General features: G+C 71.8%; 17 protein-coding genes. 6 read left to right on the top strand and 11 right to left on the bottom strand.

Annotation, left to right across the window (positions count from 1 at the left end; translation table 11 throughout):
• Positions 1 to 13: 13 nt before the first annotated feature.
• The 4 genes from ACWCO8_RS14605 to ACWCO8_RS14590 form a co-directional block, all read right to left on the bottom strand.
• Positions 14 to 1,138: a GuaB3 family IMP dehydrogenase-related protein gene (locus ACWCO8_RS14605; protein WP_315891650.1), complete on the bottom strand. Its 1,125-nt coding sequence runs from the start codon at positions 1,136 to 1,138 to the stop codon at positions 14 to 16.
• A 105-nt stretch (positions 1,139 to 1,243) separates the two neighbouring features.
• Positions 1,244 to 2,746, bottom strand: a complete 1,503-nt coding sequence (guaB, locus tag ACWCO8_RS14600; RefSeq protein WP_362013724.1) for an IMP dehydrogenase — start codon at positions 2,744 to 2,746, stop codon at positions 1,244 to 1,246.
• Positions 2,747 to 2,886: 140 nt separating this feature from the next.
• Positions 2,887 to 3,462: a sigma-70 family RNA polymerase sigma factor gene (locus ACWCO8_RS14595; protein ID WP_362013722.1), complete on the bottom strand. Its 576-nt coding sequence runs from the start codon at positions 3,460 to 3,462 to the stop codon at positions 2,887 to 2,889.
• A gap of 286 nt (positions 3,463 to 3,748) precedes the next feature.
• The gene (locus ACWCO8_RS14590; protein WP_003948568.1) at positions 3,749 to 4,360 is read right to left on the bottom strand and encodes a response regulator transcription factor; all 612 of its coding nucleotides are present in this window, start codon (positions 4,358 to 4,360) and stop codon (positions 3,749 to 3,751) included.
• Between the two features lie 452 nt (positions 4,361 to 4,812).
• Here ACWCO8_RS14590 and ACWCO8_RS14585 point away from each other — a divergent pair, with 452 nt between their 5' ends.
• Complete coding sequence (locus ACWCO8_RS14585) at positions 4,813 to 5,178, top strand: WhiB family transcriptional regulator (protein WP_451032499.1); 366 nt, start codon at positions 4,813 to 4,815, stop codon at positions 5,176 to 5,178.
• A 145-nt stretch (positions 5,179 to 5,323) separates the two neighbouring features.
• Here the strand turns inward: ACWCO8_RS14585 and ACWCO8_RS14580 are convergent, their stop codons facing one another.
• A complete protein-coding gene (locus ACWCO8_RS14580; protein WP_451032498.1) occupies positions 5,324 to 6,229 on the bottom strand; it encodes a LysR family transcriptional regulator in 906 nt (301 codons plus the stop codon).
• Positions 6,230 to 6,308: 79 nt separating this feature from the next.
• Between ACWCO8_RS14580 and ACWCO8_RS14575 the strand changes: the two genes are divergently transcribed.
• Together ACWCO8_RS14575 and ACWCO8_RS14570 are read left to right on the top strand one after the other, a co-directional pair.
• Complete coding sequence (locus ACWCO8_RS14575) at positions 6,309 to 6,983, top strand: MOSC domain-containing protein (RefSeq protein WP_451032497.1); 675 nt, start codon at positions 6,309 to 6,311, stop codon at positions 6,981 to 6,983.
• A 39-nt stretch (positions 6,984 to 7,022) separates the two neighbouring features.
• Entirely contained in the window at positions 7,023 to 7,796 is a 774-nt protein-coding gene (locus tag ACWCO8_RS14570; RefSeq protein WP_451032496.1) for an SDR family NAD(P)-dependent oxidoreductase, read from the top strand.
• Positions 7,797 to 7,809: 13 nt separating this feature from the next.
• Here the strand turns inward: ACWCO8_RS14570 and ACWCO8_RS14565 are convergent, their stop codons facing one another.
• Positions 7,810 to 9,663 carry a DUF2264 domain-containing protein gene (locus ACWCO8_RS14565; protein WP_451032495.1) on the bottom strand — a complete coding sequence of 618 codons (1,854 nt, stop codon included), beginning with the start codon at positions 9,661 to 9,663 and terminating at the stop codon, positions 7,810 to 7,812.
• A 186-nt stretch (positions 9,664 to 9,849) separates the two neighbouring features.
• On the opposite strand from ACWCO8_RS14565, the gene ACWCO8_RS14560 reads away from it, so the two are divergent.
• The gene (locus tag ACWCO8_RS14560; protein WP_451032494.1) at positions 9,850 to 11,046 is read left to right on the top strand and encodes a substrate-binding domain-containing protein; all 1,197 of its coding nucleotides are present in this window, start codon (positions 9,850 to 9,852) and stop codon (positions 11,044 to 11,046) included.
• 56 nt (positions 11,047 to 11,102) lie between these two features.
• Here ACWCO8_RS14560 and ACWCO8_RS14555 read toward each other — a convergent pair whose 3' ends face one another.
• Positions 11,103 to 14,615 carry a hypothetical protein gene (locus ACWCO8_RS14555; RefSeq protein ID WP_451032493.1) on the bottom strand — a complete coding sequence of 1,171 codons (3,513 nt, stop codon included), beginning with the start codon at positions 14,613 to 14,615 and terminating at the stop codon, positions 11,103 to 11,105.
• A 74-nt stretch (positions 14,616 to 14,689) separates the two neighbouring features.
• Between ACWCO8_RS14555 and ACWCO8_RS14550 the strand changes: the two genes are divergently transcribed.
• Positions 14,690 to 15,388 (top strand): ester cyclase, encoded by a 699-nt coding sequence (locus tag ACWCO8_RS14550; RefSeq protein ID WP_362013706.1) that lies wholly within the window; start codon positions 14,690 to 14,692, stop codon positions 15,386 to 15,388.
• 103 nt (positions 15,389 to 15,491) lie between these two features.
• On the opposite strand, the gene groL is transcribed toward ACWCO8_RS14550, so the two are convergent.
• Positions 15,492 to 17,120 carry a chaperonin GroEL gene (gene groL / locus ACWCO8_RS14545; protein ID WP_362013704.1) on the bottom strand — a complete coding sequence of 543 codons (1,629 nt, stop codon included), beginning with the start codon at positions 17,118 to 17,120 and terminating at the stop codon, positions 15,492 to 15,494.
• A 119-nt stretch (positions 17,121 to 17,239) separates the two neighbouring features.
• Positions 17,240 to 17,548, bottom strand: coding sequence for a co-chaperone GroES (groES, locus tag ACWCO8_RS14540; protein ID WP_024756677.1), 309 nt, complete (start codon positions 17,546 to 17,548; stop codon positions 17,240 to 17,242).
• 284 nt (positions 17,549 to 17,832) lie between these two features.
• Between groES and ACWCO8_RS14535 the strand changes: the two genes are divergently transcribed.
• Positions 17,833 to 18,309 (top strand): DUF6234 family protein, encoded by a 477-nt coding sequence (locus ACWCO8_RS14535; protein ID WP_451032492.1) that lies wholly within the window; start codon positions 17,833 to 17,835, stop codon positions 18,307 to 18,309.
• Here the strand turns inward: ACWCO8_RS14535 and ACWCO8_RS14530 are convergent.
• Both ACWCO8_RS14530 and ACWCO8_RS14525 read right to left on the bottom strand, forming a co-directional pair.
• Entirely contained in the window at positions 18,265 to 18,531 is a 267-nt protein-coding gene (locus tag ACWCO8_RS14530; RefSeq protein ID WP_451032491.1) for a hypothetical protein, read from the bottom strand. The two genes, ACWCO8_RS14535 and ACWCO8_RS14530, sit on opposite strands and share 45 nt — an antisense overlap.
• Positions 18,528 to 19,454, bottom strand: coding sequence for a polysaccharide deacetylase family protein (locus ACWCO8_RS14525; protein WP_451032490.1), 927 nt, complete (start codon positions 19,452 to 19,454; stop codon positions 18,528 to 18,530). The genes ACWCO8_RS14530 and ACWCO8_RS14525 overlap by 4 nt, the downstream gene beginning before the upstream one ends.
• Positions 19,455 to 19,480 lie beyond the last annotated feature (26 nt).

The raw sequence follows: 19,480 nt of genomic DNA, 5'->3' as shown, positions 1-19,480 counted from the left end.
GAACGAGAACGCGTCAGCGCTTGTGCTGCGAGTCCGCGACCGTGACCTCGACGCGCTGGAACTCCTTGAGCTCGCTGTAACCCGTCGTCGCCATCGCGCGGCGCAGGGCGCCGAAGAAGTTCATCGAGCCGTCCGGGGAGTGCGACGGGCCCGTGAGGATCTCCTCGGTCGTACCGACGATGCCCAGGTCGACCAGCTTGCCGCGCGGCACGTCCTCGTGGACGGCCTCCATGCCCCAGTGGTGGCCCTTGCCCGGCGCGTCCGTCGCGCGGGCCAGCGGGGAGCCCATCATGACCGAGTCGGCGCCACAGGCGATCGCCTTCGGCAGGTCGCCCGACCAGCCCACACCGCCGTCGGCGATCACGTGGACGTACCGGCCGCCGGACTCGTCCATGTAGTCGCGGCGGGCCGCGGCCACATCGGCGACCGCGGTCGCCATCGGGACCTGGATGCCCAGCACGTTGCGCGTGGTGTGCGCCGCGCCGCCGCCGAAGCCGACCAGGACACCCGCCGCGCCGGTGCGCATCAGGTGCAGGGCCGCGGTGTACGTGGCGCAGCCGCCGACGATGACCGGGACGTCGAGCTCGTAGATGAACTGCTTGAGGTTCAGCGGCTCGGCCGCGCCGGAGACGTGCTCGGCGGAGACCGTGGTGCCGCGGATGACGAAGATGTCCACGCCGGCGTCGACGACGGCCTTGGAGAACTGCGCGGTGCGCTGCGGGGAGAGCGCGGCGGCGGTGACGACGCCCGAGTCGCGCACCTCCTTGATGCGCTGCCCGATCAGCTCCTCCTTGATCGGAGCGGCGTAGATCTCCTGGAGACGGCGGGTCGCGGTGGCCTCGTCCATCTCGGCGATCTCGTCGAGCAGCGGCTGCGGGTCCTCGTACCGGGTCCACAGGCCTTCGAGGTTCAGGACGCCGAGGCCGCCCAGCTCGCCGATCCGGATGGCGGTCTGCGGCGACACGACCGAGTCCATGGGGGCGGCCAGGAAGGGGAGCTCGAAGCGGTAGGCGTCGATCTGCCAGGCGATCGAGACCTCCTTCGGGTCCCGGGTGCGCCGGCTCGGTACGACGGCGATGTCGTCGAACGCGTACGCCCTGCGGCCGCGCTTGCCGCGCCCGATCTCGATCTCAGTCACGATGTGTGGCCTTTCCCTCTACGTCTGCGCCTACCAGTATCCCCGACACACGCGCGTGGGGCGGTTCCGGCCGCATGCCGGAACCGCCCCACGCGTCGCGCCGCGTTACTTCCTGCTGTAGTTCGGCGCCTCGACCGTCATCTGGATGTCGTGCGGGTGGCTCTCCTTGAGGCCCGCCGAGGTGATCCGGACGAAGCGGCCCTTGGACTCCATCTCGTCGATGGTGGCGGCGCCCACATAGCCCATCGTCTGGCGCAGACCGCCGACGAGCTGGTGCAGCACGTTGGCGAGCGGGCCGCGGTAGGGCACCTGGCCCTCGATGCCCTCGGGCACGAGCTTGTCGTCGGAGGCGACCTCGGCCTGGAAGTAGCGGTCCTTCGAGTACGAGCGGCCCTGGCCGCGCGACTGCATGGCGCCGAGCGAGCCCATGCCGCGGTACGACTTGAACTGCTTGCCGTTGATGAACTGGAGCTCGCCGGGCGACTCCTCGCAGCCCGCGAGCAGGCTGCCCAGCATCACCGTGCTGGCACCGGCGGCGAGCGCCTTGCCGATGTCGCCGGAGTACTGCAGGCCGCCGTCGCCGATGACCGGGACCCCGGCCGCGCGGGCCGCGAGCGCGGCCTCGTAGATCGCGGTGACCTGCGGGACGCCGATACCGGCGACCACGCGCGTGGTGCAGATCGAGCCGGGTCCGACGCCGACCTTGACGCCGTCGACACCGGCGTCGATCAGGGCCTGGGCGCCGTCACGGGTCGCCACGTTGCCGCCGATCACGTCCACGTTCACGGTGGACTTGATCTTCGCCATCCAGCTCAGGGCGTTGCTGTTGTGGCCGTGGGAGGTGTCCACGACCAGGAAGTCCACACCGGCGGCGGCCAGCGCCTGGGCCCGCTCCAGGGCCTCCGGGCTGGCGCCCACGGCGGCACCGACGATCAGCCGGCCCTCGGAGTCCTTGGCCGCGTGCGGGTACTGCTCGGCCTTCACGAAGTCCTTGACCGTGATGAGGCCCTTGAGCACACCGGCGTCGTCGACGAGCGGCAGCTTCTCGATCTTGTGGCGGCGCAGCAGCTCCATGGCGTCCACACCGCTGATGCCGACCTTGCCGGTGACGAGCGGCATCGGCGTCATGACCTCGCGGACCTGACGGGCGCGGTCGGACTCGAAGGCCATGTCGCGGTTGGTGACGATACCGAGCAGCTTGCCCGAGCCGTCCGTGACCGGGACACCGCTGATCCGGAACTTGGCGCAGAGCGCGTCCGCCTCGGCGAGCGTGGCGTCCGGGTTCACGGTGATCGGGTCGGTCACCATGCCGGACTCGGAGCGCTTCACGAGGTCGACCTGGTTGACCTGGTCCTCGATGGACAGGTTGCGGTGCAGCACGCCGACGCCGCCCTGCCGCGCCATGGCGATGGCCATGCGGGACTCGGTGACCTTGTCCATCGCGGCGGAGAGCAGGGGGATGTTCACCCGTACATTGCGCGAGATGCGGGACGAGGTGTCGACCGCGTTCGGCAGCACTTCCGACGCGCCTGGCAGCAGCAGCACATCGTCGTAGGTCAGCCCGAGTGTCGCGAATTTCTCGGGCACTCCGTCGACGTTGGCAGTCATGACACCTTCCCCAGATGGCCTTGATCGGTGCGGATGTCCATGCTAACGGGCCTCGACGGTGTCTCATTCCACGATCAAGATCAGAGAGCAGCTTTGGACGTTCGTACGTGTACGTGAGGGCCACCGGCCCTCGTCGACCCTTACTGCTCGGCCAGGGCCCGCAGCCGGCTGAGCGCGCGGTGCTGCGCGACCCGTACCGCCCCCGGGGACATCCCGAGCATCTGGCCGGTCTCCTCGGCCGTGAGCCCCACCGCCACCCGCAGCACCAGCAGCTCCCGCTGGTTCTCCGGAAGGTTGGCGAGGAGCTTCTTGGCCCATTCGGCATCGTCGCTGAGCAGGGCACGTTCCTCGGGGCCCAGGGAGTCGTCGGGCCGCTCGGGCATCTCGTCGGACGGGACGGCCGTCGAGCCCGGGTGCCGCATCGCGGCGCGCTGGAGGTCGGCGACCTTGTGTCCGGCGATGGCGAAGACGAAGGCCTCGAAGGGCCTGCCCGTGTCCTTGTAGCGCGGCAGCGCCATCAGGACGGCGACGCAGACCTCCTGCGCGAGGTCCTCGACGAAGTGGCGAGCATCACCGGGCAGCCGGTTCAGTCGCGTACGGCAATAGCGCAGGGCGAGGGGGTGCACGCGCGCCAGAAGGTCGTGCGTGGCCTGTGCGTCGCCCTCGACGGCACGGTGAACGAGTGCACCGATCACCGTGGTCTCGTCGTCGCGCATCGCTCCATGGTGCCTTGACGCCTCAGAATCCGTGGCACCGCGTCCATAGTTGTGCACCGAAGCGTTATGAGCAGGTGCGCTGGAACTCATCTCCTGCGCCCTCCCCTTCCGCTCGATCGACTCGTCCCCGAGGAACTCCACACCATCAAGGATGCGGCATCCCGCGCGGAAGTGACACAAGCCGTCGTAATCGGAGATCCGGGCCGCCGTCGTAGCGGTGCCCCGGACTGCCGCCCCGCCCGCGTTCGGCGGACGGGGACGCGGCCTGTCGTCGGCACGCGAGGTCCTAGCGGACCAGGCCCCAACGGAAGCCGAGGGCGACGGCGTGCGCCCGGTCCGAGGCGCCCAGCTTCTTGAACAGCCGTCGCGCGTGGGTCTTCACCGTGTCCTCGGAGAGGAAGAGCTCGCGCCCGATCTCCGCGTTGGATCGGCCGTGGCTCATGCCTTCGAGCACCTGGATCTCGCGCGCGGTGAGCGTCGGCGCCGCGCCCATCTCGGCCGACCGCAGCCGGCGCGGGGCGAGCCGCCAGGTCGGGTCGGCGAGCGCCTGGGTGACCGTGGCCCGCAGCTCGGCGCGCGAGGCGTCCTTGTGCAGGTACCCGCGGGCACCGGCGGCGACCGCGAGCGCGACCCCGTCCAGGTCCTCGGCGACGGTCAGCATGATGATGCGGGCGCCCGGGTCCGCGGAGAGCAGCCGGCGGACGGTCTCGACGCCGCCCAGACCGGGCATGCGTACGTCCATCAGAATCAGGTCCGAGCGGTCCGCGCCCCAGCGGCGGAGGACTTCCTCGCCGTTGGCCGCGGTGGTCACGCGCTCCACACCGGGCACGGTCGCGACCGCGCGGCGAAGAGCCTCTCGGGCAAGCGGGGAGTCGTCGCAGACGAGGACGGATGTCATGGCCGCCCTCCGCAGCTGTTGCACGTCACCTAAAGCCTCCAGGGCTGGTACGTATCGTCACCTGTGCGGTTGACGCCCTCGGACACCTGCCCGAGCACTTGTTCCTTCAACCGCCTCCGCACTCTCAACGACGGTCACTCGAAAGAGTTACGGGTCGGACGGCCGCCTTCGGCACTCTACGTGAGGGAGCGAACGCGGAGGAGAGCGCCGCAGGTCATCCGTCCTTCAGTGGAAGCTATGCCCCATTTAGCGGGATTTCTTCCCTTTTTGAGGTGTCTGTGGCTAGATTCGCAATGAGTCATATTTACATCTACTTAGACAGTAGTTGTACGGTCGGATCAAGCCCGCGGCAGCGGGTACGCGAGACCCACGGGGGGTGAAGGGCCCCCGGCTCATCGGCCATCCACCCGCCCAACCAATCCGTTCGACACGGTTTCAAGGGGACAAGCGCAATGGCAGATTTCTCCCGCCTTCCCGGACCCAACGCCGATCTGTGGGACTGGCAACTGCTCGCGGCCTGCCGCGGAGTCGACAGCTCCCTGTTCTTCCACCCCGAGGGAGAGCGCGGCGCGGCACGGAGTGCGCGTGAGAACTCGGCGAAAGAGGTCTGCATGCGGTGCCCGGTACGCGCGGAGTGCGCGGCACACGCACTCGCCGTACGCGAGCCCTACGGCGTATGGGGCGGCCTCACCGAGGACGAACGCGAAGAGCTCATGGGACGAGCCCGCAATCGCCTGATCACGGCTTCGGCCACGACCTCGCCGCCACGGCCGGCGACGGCGTCGACAGCGGGTCCGGCAGGTCTGGGGCGAGCCTGAACCTGGGGACACGACGATCTGAAGGAACGTTTCTGCTCGGGCGGTGACGGCCGGGTACGGCGCCGTGCCGCACGCGGCCCGGGGGCGTGCGGAGCGGCACCGGCCGGGCCGGGCCGGACAGCCACAAGACCGGCCGGTACAGCCGCTACGCGCGCGTGGCCGCCCGGCCCGCCGCGCGGGTCAGCTCGTCCAGGGTGGCGGCGACCGCCGGGACCTGGGCCAGGTCGGGCAGCGTGAGGGCGACGATCTCGCGCTCCACGGCGGGCTCCACGACCACGGTCCTGGCCCCCTTGGGGCGTACGGACTCGATGGCGAGCTGCGGCAGGACCGCGACACCGAGGCCGGCGCCGACGAGCCCGACCACGGCCGGGTAGTCGTCGGTGGCGAAGTCGATGCGCGGGACGAACCCCGCCTCCTCGCACACGTCCACCAACTGGCGCCGGCAGCGCGGGCAGCCCGCGATCCAGGACTCCTCGGCCAGTTCGGCGATGGACACGGCCTCCGCGTCGGCGAGCCGGTGCCCTTCGGGGACCAGGCCCACGAGGCGGTCGGCGAGGAGCGGACGGACGATCAGGTCGTCCCACTCGGCCTGCCCCGCTCCGTAACGGAACGCCAGGGCCACGTCGCAGTCGCCCTCGCGGAGCATCTCGATCGAGCGCGGCGGCTCGGCCTCGACCAGCGAGACGCGCGTGCCCGGGTGCGCCGCGCGCAGGGCGGCGAGGGCGGTGGGGACCAGCGTGGAGCTGCCGCTGGGGAAGGAGACGAGCCGGACGCGGCCGGCGCGGAGCCCGGCGATCGCGGCGACCTCCTCCTCGGCGGCGGTGAGCCCCGCGAGGATGCCGGAGGCGTGCCGGACGAGGGCCTCGCCGGCCTGCGTGAGGCGCATCTCGCGGCCGGTCCTGATCAGCAGGGGCGTGCCGGCGGAGGTCTCGAGCGCCTTCATCTGCTGGCTCACCGCGGGCTGGGTGCAGCCCAGTTCACGCGCGGCGGCGGAGAAGGAGCCGGTCGCGGCGACGGCGCGCAGGACGCGGAGATGACGGGCCTCGATCATGGCTCAAGCATAAGTGAAGCTTGGACCTTCGGGCGAATATTCGCTCGACGCTTTGAGTGAGGTCGCCTATTGTTCCCTCATGAAGCTCCTGTCCCTGAACCTGGGCCGCCCGAAGACCGTCGCGTACACCGACCACCCCCAGGGTGTGACCGGCATCGACAAGCGGCCGGTGACCGGGCCCGTGCGGGTGGCCGCGCCCGGCCCCAAGGGGATCGGCGCGAGCGGGGTCGCCGGGGACACCGTGTGCGACACCCGGCACCACGGCGGCAACGACCAGGCGGTCTACGCGTACGCGCGCGAGGACCTGGACACCTGGGAGAAGCTCCTGGACCGCCCGATTCCGAGCGGCGCCTTCGGCGAGAACCTCACCACCGCGGGCGTCGACGTCTCCGGCGCACTGATCGGCGAGCGGTGGCGGATCGGCCCCGACCTGCTCCTGGAGGTCTCCTCCAGCCGGATCCCGTGCCGGACCTTCCAGGGGCACCTGGACGAGAAGGGCTGGGTCAAGCGGTTCACCGGGGAGGCCGTGCCGGGCGCGTATCTGCGGGTCGTCGAGCCGGGCGAGATCCGGCAGGGCGACGCGATCCAGGTGGTGCACCGACCGGACCACGAGGTCACCGTGGCCTTCGAGTTCCGGGCCGTCACGACCGAACGGCCCCTGCTGCCGCGCGTGCTCGCCGCCGGGGACGCGCTGCACCCGGACACTCTGCGCAAGGCGCGCGGCTACGTGGAGAAGTACGGCACAGGCTCCTGACCTCCGGCGCCGTCGAGCGGGGCACTAACGTTGCCCCGTATGACGACTGCACTGATTACGGGCGCGACGGCGGGGATCGGGGCCGCGTTCGCGCGGAAGCTGGCGGCGGACGGACACGATGTCGTGCTCGTCGCCCGCGATGTGACGCGACTGCGGGAGCAGGCGACCGAACTGCACGACCGGCACGGCATCGAGGCCGAGGTCCTCGCGGCCGACCTGTCCGAGGAGAAGGGGATCGCGGCCGTCGAAGCCCGGCTCTCCGACCCCAAGCAGCCGGTGGACCTGCTGGTGAACAACGCCGGGTTCGGCAACAAGGGCCGGTTCCTCGAGGTCTCCATGGCTGACGAGTTGAAGATGCTGACCGTGCACTGCGAGGCGGTGCTCCGGCTGACCTCGGCGGCGGCGGAGTCCATGCGCGCCCGCGGCCGGGGCGGGGTCGTCAACGTGGCCTCGGTGGCGGCCTTCGTCCCGCGCGGCACCTACGGGGCGTCGAAGGCGTGGGTCGTGCAGTTCACCCAGGGCGCGGCGCGGGACCTGGCGGGCAGCGGCGTACGGCTCATGGCGCTCTGCCCGGGCTTCGTACGGACCGAGTTCCACGAGCGGGCCGGGATGGGGACGGACAACATCCCGGGCTGGATGTGGCTCGACGCGGACAAGCTGGTGACCGAGGCGCTGAGCGATCTGGCGCGCGGCAAGTCGCTGTCCATCCCCGACCCCCGCTACAAGGCGCTGATGGGCGTGGTGAAGCTGGCGCCCCGCGGCCTGCTCGGCGGGGTCTCCTCCAAGGCGGGGCGCAAGTACGGCCCGAAGTGAGCACCGGCGCCGGCTAGTCGGCGAGGGTTTCGACGTCGAGCAGGGATGCGAGGTCGAGTTCGGTCGTGGTGCCGTTCTGCCACGTCACGTGGACGGTGCGGGCGGTGATGCGGACGGTCGCGAGGGTGGTGACGGGGGCCGGGTCCGGTTCGGCGGTGAGCGAGGCCAGGGCCACGAAGAGGGAGCCGGGGCCGGCGGTGGTGCCGTGCAGGGCCGCCGTGCGCGAGGCCGGGCCGGCCTGGAGCGTGGCGCCCGTGGCGAGCGGGACGGTGTCGGTCGCGGGCGGGTAGCCGTGGACGGCGTGGAGTTGGGCGGTCGGTCCGTCCGGTGTGGTGGCCCAGCCCGTCTGGCGTACGGGAGTTCCGTCCGGGGCGCCGAGGACGAGGTGGGCGCGCACCTCGGCGCGGCCGTGGGCCACGGTCGCGGAGAGGACGCGGATCCCCGGGAGCGGGGTGTGGAGCGAGGCGGCCCAGTCGGGGCCCGTGCCCAGGGGCGTCGCGGGGCCGCGCCGGGTGACCCGGCCGTCGACGACGAGGGCGAAGTGGTTGTCGGCGGTGTCGGGGGCGGCCGTCGGTCCCGTACGGGTGGAGTACGCGAAGCGGGCGTAGCCGGGGTCGTCCTCGGCCGCCGAGGCGCCCGCAGTCTGGTTGCCGCTGCCGTGGTTGTGGAGGCGTACGAGTCCGTCGGCGGCCGTGGTCTGGAGGAGCAGCGCGGCCGGGGCCACGGCCCGTACGGTGTCGGCGCGTTCGGCGGGGAGGGGTTCCTCGGGGTGGGTCCAGGCCGGGTGGTCGGCGGGCAGGAGGAGGCCGAGGAAACCCTTGGCCGCCCAGTAGGGGGAGGCGGGTCCCGAGTAGTCCTGGACGACCGGCGGGTACGGGCCGTGCCAGCCGAGCGTGAGCAGCCCGCGCTCGTCGCACGCGCCCCGGTCGAGGAAGTACCGCACCGCCCCGGAGGCCAGGCGGCGGGTGGCGCCCGGGGTGAGCGGGGTGTGCCCGGTGAGAGCGCCGAGCCAGGGCGCGGCGGCCGCGGCGAAGCGGTAGATCAGGGAACGCCCGTACGGGAGCGGGGCGCCGGTCGCGTCGAAGAAGTGGACGTGGTCGGCGAGATGGGCCCGCAGTCGGGGGCCGTAGCGGGCGAGGAGGTCCCGGTCGCCGGCGAGGTGGGCGTGGAGGACGGGATAGAAGTGCAGGGCCCAGCCGTTGTAGTGGTCGAAGGCGCGGTTGTCGCCGTCGCTGTACCAGCCGTCGCCGCGGTACCACGGTTCGATCCGGTCGAGGGAGCGCTCGATCGTGCGGGCCGCGCGGTCGGTCTCGATGCCGGCGTCCTGGAGGAAGCCGGCGACGGTGAGGCCGAAGAGCCACCAGTTGTTGTCGACCGGGGAGGGGTCGAGGGCGGGGCGCAGCCAGTCGACGACGTGCTGTCGGGTGCGGTCGTCCAGGGTGTCCCAGAGCCAGGGTCGGGTCAGCCGCAGCCCGAGGGCGACGGAGGCGGACTCGACGACGGCCTGGCGCACGTCGGTGAGGAGCGGCCAGGAATCGGGCCCGTGGGCACCGGGTGGCTCGGCGGCCGGTGCCTCGGTGCCGGCGGTGAGGCCCTCGGCGTAGCGGGGCAGGTGTCCGCGCGGGTCGGCGCCGCCCGCGCCCGCGACGCGCAGGGCGGCGAGCAGGAACGTACGGGCGTGGCCTTCGAGGCCGTCGGAGCGGACGCCGGACCAGCTGGGGCGGGGTCCCGGCAGGTCGAAGCGGCCGTGGCGGGGTGAGGCGTACGGCCGGACGGCGAGGAGGAGCCGGTCGGCCGCGTCCTCCCAGTGGGCGCGGGTCCAGCCGGTGAACGGACTGAGCTCACGGTTCTCGGGCGGCATGGCCATGTTGCTGATGCTCCCTGAGTGGTCCCTGAGGCGGACGTCGTCGCCGGGAATCATGAACAGCCTTCGATCGAACGTCAATGAGATCGGAGCGAATGATCGAAACTCCTTGCGTTCGATCATTCTGGCGTAGGCTCCGGCGCGGGGTCCGGCGTCCCGCCGGCCCGACCCACCGCGAGGGGATGCACCGTGCGCGAGAGTGCCGCCGAACGACACGACCGACTCCTGGCCCTGGTGCGCGAGCGCGGCACCGCCCGCGTCGCCGAACTGGCCGACCTGCTCGGCGTCTCCGCCGTGACCGCCCGCCGTGACGTCGAGGCGCTGGCCGCCCAGGGGCGGCTCGACCGGGTGCACGGCCAGGTGTCCTGGCCCGGGCGGCGGGGCGAACCGGGCGGCACGGGTGGGGCGAGCGGCGCGGGTGGCCCGGGTGCGGCGGGCGGCCCGGCTGCGGCGCGGCGCTCCGGCGAGGGCCTGGTCCTCGGGCTGCTCGCGCCCTCCGCCACGTACTACTTCGCCGAGGTCATCCGGGGCGCGCACGAGGCGGCGGCGCGGGCGGGGGCCCGGCTGATCCTGCGGATCTCGGACTACCGGCCCGAGGAGGACCGCGCGCGCACCGAGGGCCTGCTCTCGGCCGGCGCCCAGGGGGTGCTGGTCGCGCCCGGCTGGCGGGGCCCGGAGGACCGGCCCGCGTACGGGACCTGGCTGGCCGAACTCCCCGTGCCCGCCGTGCTCCTGGAGCGCAGGGCCGAGCCCGGCAGCCCGCTCGACGCCCTGGACCGGGTGGTCTCCGACCACGGCCACGGCGTCCTGCTCGCCCTGCGCCACCTGCTCGGCCTCGGCCACGGCACCCCGCTGCTCGTCGCGCGCGGCGACAGCCCGACCGCGCTCGCGGTGCGCGCCGGGTACGCCGAGGCGCTGGCCACGCTCGACCTGACCGCGCCGGGCCCTGTGGTCGACTCCGTACCGGCGGACCAGGACCCGGCGGGCTTCGAGCGCGCGGTCCGGGCGCTGTACGAGGCGGTGAGCACGGGCCGGGCGAGCGCGGCCCTGGTCCACAACGACGTGGACGCGATCGAGATCGTGCGGCGCCTGGCGGAGCTCGGCGTGAAGGTGCCGGAGGACCTGGCCGTGATCGCGTACGACGACGAGGTCGCCGCCCTCGCCGACACCCCGCTCACGGCGGTCGCCCCGCCGAAGCGCCAAGTGGGTCGGCACGCCATGGAGTTGCTGGTGGAGCGGCTGACGGAGGACCGCGCGGAGGACGCCGCGCGGCGCCACTTGAGCCTGCTGCCGCGGCTGCGTGTCCGGTCCTCGTGCGGGGCGGCCGACGCTTCGGCCGGGGCTCCGCATGGGGCCTCCGACGGCGCTCCTGGCGGCGACCTCTGACGCCACGCGGCCCTGGACGTGACCGCCCCGGGCCGTTCGCGGATCCGGTGCGGTTGTCACACCTGACGCGGTCGGCGCAGGGCCTCGACGACGACGGGGACGGCGCGGGGTTCGAGGCGCAGGGCAGCGGGCAACGCCTGGCGCAGGTCAGCGGCCTGCAGGACACGAGCGGCCAGGACCCGGCCGCGCCGCGGCTCGACGACGGGCGCCAGCGCCGCCCAAGCGGCTGTCTGCCCGCTCCTGGGCTCGGGCAGGTGCGTGGCCGCGCGGGCGGCCCGGTCATGCTCACCCGCGTCGACCAACGCGACCACCAGCGTTGTCACCAGGCCGTGTCGTCCGGCCGCCCCGGCCGGGTCTCCGGCGCGTCGGGCGACCGCCTCGGCACGGTCGTACCGTCCGAGCTCCACGAGGCCTCGTACGAGGGACCCCCTGAAGTCCACCTCGGAGTCCGAGTACGCCTCGATCTCCGCGAGGACCCGGTCGGCCTTCTCGTCCTGCCCGAGCCGTACGTACGCCTTGAGCATGCCGCTGCTCGCCATGAGCGGCATGTACGCGCTCGGGGCGACGGACTCGGCGTGTGCCAGGGCAGCTCGGGCCTGCCGCTCCTCCCCCGCCGCGGCGAGCACCGCCGCGGTCTCCGCCCAGGCCCGCAGCCGTTCGTCCGGGGACTCCACCCCCGCGGCGAGGGAGAACGCCAGGTCCACTTCCCCGGCGGCGGCCAGCCGCGGGGACATCATGCTCCGTGTGCTGTCCCCGGTGTCGAGACCTTCCAAGGCGGCGCTCAGCCGCTGTCCGTTCCCCGCGCGGGCATGCGCCTCCACGACGGACGGCCACCCTTTGTGGGCCCATAGCCCGCACGTGCGCAACAGCGCTTCCGCGCGGTCCACCTCCCCGATGCGGGCGTAGACCTCGGCCGTCGCATCGATCATGATGTCCCGCCGGTACGAATCGACTTCTGGTGCGTCGGGCCCCGGCAGATCGGGCAGTTGCGCCTCGGCGTCCTCCACCAGCGGCAGGGCGGCCGCACCGTGCCCTGCGTCCACGAGGACGCTTGCGAACTCGACCAGGTCCCTCAGTAGCCGGGGCTGGTACGCCACCCTGACCTCCGCCTCCACCGCGGCCAGCAGGCTCGTCGCCCGAACACCACGGTCGACGGAGACCGCCACACCGCGCACCAGCGCGACGAGCCCCTCGTCGTGTTCGACGGTCCGGGCCAGGTGCTCCGCCCGGACGAACTCACCCGCTGCCGCGAGCGCTTCGACGACCAGACACAGCGGGCCGTACTCGTCGGCGCCGCATTCGGGCGCGAGTGCCTCTGCCCGGTCGAACTCGCCCATGTCCGCAAGCCGTCCGACCAGCGAACTCAGTGCCGCATAGCGCAGGTACGGGCGGGACATGCATCGAGCCAGGTGCTCCGCCTCGTCCCACCGCCCCGCATCCGCCAGTTCGACGACGACCCCGAGCAGCGCGTCCCCACGACGGTCCGAGTCCTCGATGGCGCGGGCGAGCGCCTCGGCCTCCTCGTACGCGCCGGCCGCCGCCATGGCCCGAACCACCCCGATCATGGCTGCCTCCCGGGACCGGATGTCGTCGATCCCGGACGCGACGGCCAGCGCGCGATCACACCAACCCGCACGCGCCAGGAGACCGATCACATCGGCGACGACCGGCGACTCCGCCGACAGTCCCTCTTCGATGCCTTCCGCGAGGTGGTCCGCTTCTGTCCGGCGCCCCGCGGCCAGGAGAGCGGCCGCGGCACTCACCCGCGCGAGAGGGGCGGCCTCGGGGTCCACGGCGGAGAGGAAGGTCCTGACCTGTTCGACGTCGCCGGCTTCGGCCCACGCCTCTGCCACGGCCGCCAGGCCCAGGGCACGGGCGCGCTGATCCGGCTCGGCCAGAGCCAGGGCTTCGGCCCGTGCGGACTCGCCCGCTCTGACCCACTGCCGGGCGATGTCGGGAACCAGCAGTTCCCTCTCCGACACGCCCTCGATCAGCCGGACCAAGGCACCGGCCCGCTCCGGCGATCCGGCGCGCAGCCAGGCGCGGGCCGTCCGCGCCAGGACATCGGACCGGCGCCGTCCGTCGCTTTCGTATCCCAGCGCGGTGTTCTCCGCGACCTCGATCAACCGGACGGCGGAACCGGGATCTCCGTGCTCGATGAACTCCTCGGCGACGCGGACGAGCGCGTCCGCCCGGTCGTCCGGTTCGGGGATGCTGCGGGCGAGCGCCTCGGCGCGGCCGAAGTGGCCGCATGCCGCCCAGGCATGCGGAAGAGAGACGTCCACACGTGAGTTGCGGCCTTCGAGCGCGGTGCGGCGAAAGGCCAGTCGTACGCTGTCCAGAAGGTCCGGAACCCCGGCCGCGATGATCAGTTCCTCGGTGGCGTGGATCTCGCCGAGCGCCGCGAAGTCGCCGAACGCGACGTCCAGCATGCGGTCCTGTCGCACGGCGTCCGTCGCGCACCCCACCATCCGCTCCAGGTCGCCCGCCGCCCTCAGCATCGGGAACCAGTCGCGCAGGAGGTACTCCGGCGTACCCACCGGCCAGCCACGTGACCGCCACTCCTCCGCCCAGGAGTGCACCATCCGCCGGTACCGGTCCAGCTCACGCGCGCCCAGCATCTCCTCGGCCCGGACCTGGAGTTCCTCGTGAGCGAGGAGGTACGCGTCCGTCCGGCGGGCGAACGTGCGGCCCGAGCCCGTTCGCAGGACGTCGCGTACGCCATAGGGCACCGCTCCCGTCAGCTCGGCCAGGTCGTTCGCCGTGAGGCCGCCTCCGGCGGCGGTCAGCAGGGCCAGGAGGTCGTACTCCAGGCCTCCGGCCTCCAGGAGGCGCTTCAGTTCGCGCTCCGCCTCGGCCCGGATGGTGCGGGCGTGCGACGAGGGCTCCAGGGTGCGGACGATCGTGGGGTCGCGGAGCGCGTGGCCGGCGGGAACGTCGACGGGTACGGGAGGGTTCAGCCGGCCGGAGACGATGACGGGCAGGACGTCGGAGCCCGGCAGCAGGCTCGCGATCGAGTGGGCGTCCGGCCCCGTCGTGACGCCCCGGTCCTCGTCCAGGCCGTCGACCAGCAGGACCAGCCGTTCGCCCCTCTCGGCGCAGGAGCGCGCCGCCTCCCCGTAGAGGCGGAGCAGATGGGCTTCGCGGGTCGCGGCCGTCAGGTGGACGGGGAGTCCTTCGCCGGCCAGCTCGGCGAGCTGTTCCAGGACCACGTCCACGTAGGCCACGACGTCGTTCTGCGCGCCCAGGCGGGCGGTGATGAAGAACGGGACGATCCGGACCCCCGCCGGCGGGTTCAGCGCGAACCAGGACAGCAGCGCCGTCTTGCCCGCCCACGCCTCCGCCCGCCACCACGCGTACGTGGGGCCGGAGTGCGCGGTGCAGAAGGCCGCCAGCGCGGCCAACTCCGACTCCCGGTCCACCAGTTCCGCCGGGGCGATCCGGCGAACCTGCTCCCAGTACGCCGATCTGACCGGCGGCGCCGTCACGACCTGGTTGTGGTCGCCGGTGACGACTATCCAGGCATCGCCCCCGACCGCCACCGACCGCTTCCCCCGCGCCTGCTGCATGGCGCCCATGTTGCCAGGGCCCGGGACGGCCCCGGACCTAGACTGGAGGTGTCCCACCCGGTCCGGGAGGCACCATGACTTTCGTACAGATAATCGATTGCAAGACCAGTCGGTTCGACGACCTGAACCGGCTCATGGACAAGTGGGTCGAACAGACCAAGGGCAAGCGGACGGCCACGCACAGTGTCATCGGCAAGGACCGCTCGGACTCGTCCCACCTCGTGGAGATCGTGGAGTTCCCCTCCTACGAGGTCGCGATGACCAACTCACAGCTCCCGGAGACGGATCGCATCTTCCGGGAGATGGTCGCGCTCTGTGACGAGATGCCGACGTTCACGGATCTCGACATCATCCGGGACGAGCAGCTGTACAAGTCCAACGCGCGCCGCCTCTTCGAGCTCATGGCCTCCGAGGGCGAGCTGCCGCCGCTCGACGAGGTGCTGGCGGAGGGGTACCACGACCACGATCCGACCAACGAGCAGGACGTCATCGGCATGGACGCGGTCCGCCGAGAGGTGGAGATGTGGCGGGCGGGCTTCGACTTCGCCTTCACCATCAACGACCAGATCGCGGAGGGCGACCGCGTGTGCACCCGGTGGACCTGGATCGGCACGCACACCGGCGACTTCATGGGGCTCCAGCCCACCGGCATGAAGGTCTCCATGACCGGCACGACCATCCACCAGTGCCGCGAGGACGGCAAGATCACGGAGGGTTGGTGGCAGTACGACCTGCTCGGGCTCATGGGGCAGCTCGGCGCGGTGGAAGGGTAGGAGCGAGAAAGAGGAGCGGGGAAAACGCCGAGGTCCGGCGCCCCTCTCGGGGACACCGGACCTCAGTGATCAGCTACGAGCGAGCGATCGGCCGCGCGTCGCGTCAGTGCGAGTGACCGTGGCCGTGGCCGTGGCCCGCGTCCGCCGGCTCCTCTTCCTTCTTCTCCACCACGAGGGTCTCGGTGGTGAGGAGGAGGGAGGCGATCGAGGCGGCGTTCTCCAGCGCGGAGCGCGTCACCTTGACCGGGTCGATGACGCCGGCCTTGACCAGGTCGCCGTACTCGCCGGTGGCGGCGTTGAAGCCCTGGCCCTTGTCGAGCTCGGCGACCTTCGAGGTGATGACGTAGCCCTCGAGGCCGGCGTTCTCGGCGATCCAGCGCAGCGGCTCGACGGCGGCGCGGCGGACGACCGCGACACCCGTGGCCTCGTCGCCGGTCTTGTCGAGGTTGCCCTCGAGGACCTTGACGGCGTGGACCAGAGCGGAGCCACCACCGGAGACGATGCCCTCCTCGACCGCGGCGCGGGTCGCGGAGATGGCGTCCTCCAGACGGTGCTTCTTCTCCTTCAGCTCCACCTCGGTGGCGGCGCCGACCTTGATCACGCACACGCCGCCGGCCAGCTTCGCGAGGCGCTCCTGGAGCTTCTCGCGGTCCCAGTCGGAGTCGGTGGACTCGATCTCGGCCTTGATCTGGTTGACGCGGCCCGCGACGTCCTCGGAGTTGCCGCCACCGTCGACGATGGTGGTGTCGTCCTTGGTGATCGTCACGCGGCGGGCGGTGCCCAGCACGTCCAGACCGGCCTGGTCGAGCTTGAGGCCGACCTCCTCGGCGATGACGGTGGCACCGGTGAGGGTGGCCATGTCGCCGAGCATCGCCTTGCGGCGGTCGCCGAAGCCGGGGGCCTTGACGGCCACGGCGTTGAAGGTGCCACGGATCTTGTTGACGACCAGGGTCGACAGGGCCTCGCCCTCGACGTCCTCGGCGATGATCAGCAGCGGCTTGGAGGAGCCGGCCTGGATGACCTTCTCGAGGAGCGGCAGGAGGTCCTGGATCGAGGAGATCTTGCCCTGGTTGATCAGGATGTACGGGTCGTCGAGGACGGCCTCCATACGCTCCTGGTCGGTCACCATGTACGGGGACAGGTAGCCCTTGTCGAAGGCCATGCCCTCGGTGAAGTCGAGCTCCAGGCCGAAGGTGTTGGACTCCTCGACGGTGATGACACCGTCCTTGCCGACCTTGTCCATCGCCTCGGCGATGAGCTCGCCGACCTGCTGGTCCTGCGCGGAGAGCGCGGCCACGGCGGCGATGTCGGACTTGTCCTCGATCGGACGGGCGGTCGCGAGCAGCTCGTCGGAGACGGCCTTGACCGCGGCGTCGATGCCCTTCTTCAGGGCGGCCGGGGAGGCGCCGGCGGCGACGTTGCGCAGACCCTCGCGGACGAGCGCCTGGGCGAGCACGGTGGCGGTGGTGGTGCCGTCACCCGCGATGTCGTTGGTCTTGGTCGCCACCTCCTTCACCAGCTGGGCACCGAGGTTCTCGTACGGGTCCTCGATCTCGACCTCGCGGGCGATCGTGACACCGTCGTTGGTGATGGTGGGGGCGCCGAACTTCTTGTCGATGACGACGTTGCGGCCCTTGGGGCCGATCGTCACCTTCACCGTGTCGGCAAGCTTGTTGACGCCGCGCTCAAGGGCGCGACGGGCGTCCTCGTCGAACTTCAGGATCTTCGCCATGGGAGCGATTCAGCCCTCTCGGAATTCGTGGTGAAACTGGTGAAACGAACTGCGCCCCGGACGCCCGGTGCGGGGTCAGGGGCGCAGCTCAAAGCATCTGTTTCAGATACTTCGGTGAATTACTTCTCGATGATCGCGAGCACGTCGCGAGCCGAGAGGACGAGGAACTCCTCGCCGTTGTACTTCACCTCGGTGCCGCCGTACTTGCTGTACAGCACGACATCGCCGACCTGGACGTCGAGCGGAAGACGCTCGCCGTTCTCGAAGCGGCCCGGGCCCACGGCGAGGACGGCGCCCTCCTGGGGCTTCTCCTTCGCGGTGTCCGGGATGACCAGGCCAGAGGCGGTGGTCTGCTCGGCGTCGAGCGGCTGGACCACGATGCGGTCCTCGAGCGGCTTGATGGCAACCTTGGAGCTGGTGGTCGTCACGATCCGACCTCCCCCTTCGGAGATCTCACGGGGTTAACTGTCTGAGGTGGCGACCAGGTGGATCCGTCGTCGCGGGTGCCGGACCTGCCCGTCGCTGTGTTGGCACTCTCCAGTGGGGAGTGCCAGAGCCGAGACTATGACCGCGATTAGCACTCGGTCAAGCGGAGTGCCAATTCAGTGCCGCGTGGCGGCCGCGCGGCGGTTCCGTACCGCGTCGCGTTCGATTCGGTCTCGGTACGGGAAACGGCTCGGCGGACCCGGAGGTTCCGTACGAAGGTGCGGACATGACAACCTCACGCCGCCCGGTCCGCACGGGAGTCGACATCGCCACCGGAGTGGTGTTCCTGGTCCTGGAGTGCGTGCTCGCGTTCGCCGCGGCCGTCTTCCTGGCCGCGCGGAAGCTGGGCGCCGGCCGGCTGGATCCGGCGACTCCGGAGCCGCCGATGGACTGGGTGCCCGTGATCGTCTTCGGCGTGGTCACCGGCGCCGCCCTGCTCCTCGCCGTCGCGATGCTGCGGGGCGGCTGGGTCTGGACGGCCGGGGGTCAGTTCCTCGCCATGGGGCTGCTCGGCCTGGCGACGCTGCTCATCGCGGCGGAGGAGTGGTCGTACGCCCATCCCGACCCGGAACCCGCGCCCAACCCGATCTCCGCACCCGCATCCACGCCCGGCTCCCCGTCCACGCCCGCGTCCGCCCCTACCGCGGCGGACCGCGGGTCATCGCCCCTCGCGATGTCCGGCGCGCTGCCGGTCCTGCCCTGAGTCGACGAAGCCGTCGTCGAGCCGCGCGAGCCGGTGCAGGACCCGGGCCGCCGTCCCCGAGAGCGCTCCGCCCTCGCCGCGCTCCCCCACGCGGGTGTCGAGCCGCTGCGCCGCCTTGCGGCCCAGGCGCTCGATCGGGTCCACGGAGGACGCGCACCCCGAGATCGCCAGGAGCGCGCCGGCCAGCGCGAGGCCGAGCAGCGGCCGGCGCGCCCGGCTCACACGTAGTCCTCGAGCTTCGCGACCGCGTACCCCTTGGCCGTGATCGTCTTCATCACCCGGCGCACCATGTCGGGCATCGAGCCCTTCCAGTCCCCCTTGCCCCGGAAGTGCGTGAGCACGATGTCGCCGGGGTGCAGGTCCCGGTCCCACTCGCGCCACTCCATCCGGTCCGGGAACGCCTCCGAGGCCCACAGCGGCACCGCCTTCACGCCGCACGTCCCCGCCGCGCGCAGGGTGTCCTCGTTGTAGTTGCCGTACGGCGGCCGGAAGAGCGGGGGCCGCTTCCCGTACCGCTTCTCGATGACGTCCTGCATCCCGCAGATCTCCCGCTTCTGCGCGCTGTACGAGAGCCCGGGCAGGTAGCGGTGGTTGAGGGTGTGGTTGTGCAGGGAGACCCCGGCGTCCTGCATCTTCTTGAAGTAGCCGTAGTCCTCCTTGACGAGGTAGTCGCTGAGGAAGGCGCTGTACGGGATCCTCAGCTCGCTCATCATGCGCAGCAGCTCCGGGTCCTTCTCGGCGCCGTCGTCGATCGTCAGGAAGACGATCTTCTCCTTCGTCGGCACCGTGGTGAAGACCGGCGGCAGGCCCTCGCCGTCCGTCTCGAAGCCCTTGCGGGTGGTGATCTTCGGCTTCACGGCGGGCGGGGCGGGCGCTTCGAGGGGCGGCCGGTCCAGGCCCCACTTCTTGGCGGCGACGATCCGCGCGGCGCGGCGCTCGCGGACCTTCTCGACGTACGCGTCGAGCGCGGCGGCCGCGCCCGGCGCCTGCGGCTGACCGGCGGCGGGATGCTCGGGGCCCTTGCGGCCGTCCCCGGCGTTCCCCCCGTCGCCGGAGGGGCCCGCGCACGCGGACCCGAGCGCGGCGACGACCAGTGCGGCGCCCATCGAGCGGCGGAGGCGCGCCGCCGCCCGCTTCGAGCGCATTTCCTCTGCTTGTCGTACTAGCTGCA

The sequence above is a fragment of the Streptomyces sp. NPDC001927 genome (assembly GCF_053594455.1).
The sequence above is the reverse complement of the archived record's forward strand: the minus strand, read 5'-3'. Positions and strand labels throughout refer to the sequence as shown.